This window comes from Salmonella sp. 32120201201600049SM, from assembly GCF_017572835.1.
In the GTDB taxonomy this organism is placed as follows: Bacteria; Pseudomonadota; Gammaproteobacteria; order Enterobacterales; family Enterobacteriaceae; genus Salmonella; species Salmonella enterica.
The window spans coordinates 1-509 of the sequence record NZ_JAGESA010000038.1; the positions used below are offsets into that span (position 1 = coordinate 1).

The window sequence follows — 509 nt, forward strand, 5'->3', positions numbered from 1 at the left end:
TCCGCGACCAGCTTCGCGCCCACCGACAGCCCGAGGAAAATGGTCACGATATTAATCAGCCCGTTCTGTACCGTGTCGCTCAGACGCTCCACCACGCCGCTTTCGCGCATCAGATTGCCAAAGCAGAACATCCCCAGCAGCGGCGCGGCGTCCGGCAGCAGCAGCGCCACCAGTAGTAACAGCACCACCGGAAAGAGGATTTTTTCCCGCTTACTCACCGTGCGCAGCTGCACCATGCGGATTTTCCGCTCCGTCTCCGTGGTCAGCGCTTTCATAATCGGCGGCTGGATTAACGGCACCAGCGCCATATACGAGTACGCCGCCACCGCGATGGCCCCCAGCAGCTCCGGCGCCAGCTTGCCCGACAGATAAATCGCCGTCGGGCCGTCCGCGCCGCCGATAATGCCGATGGCCGCCGCCTGCGGCAGGGTGAAGGCAATCAGGCCGAAGTAGTTCAGCGTCAGCGCCCCCAGCACCGTGGCGAAGATGCCGAACTGCGCCGCCGCGCC

The 509-nt window shown here is 64.2% G+C and carries 1 protein-coding gene; it reads right to left on the reverse strand.

Translation table 11 applies throughout. The features are described 5' to 3' along the window. The coding region (locus tag J4650_RS22685; RefSeq protein ID WP_123220299.1) for a sodium ion-translocating decarboxylase subunit beta at window positions 1-509 on the reverse strand (509 nt) is incomplete at both ends.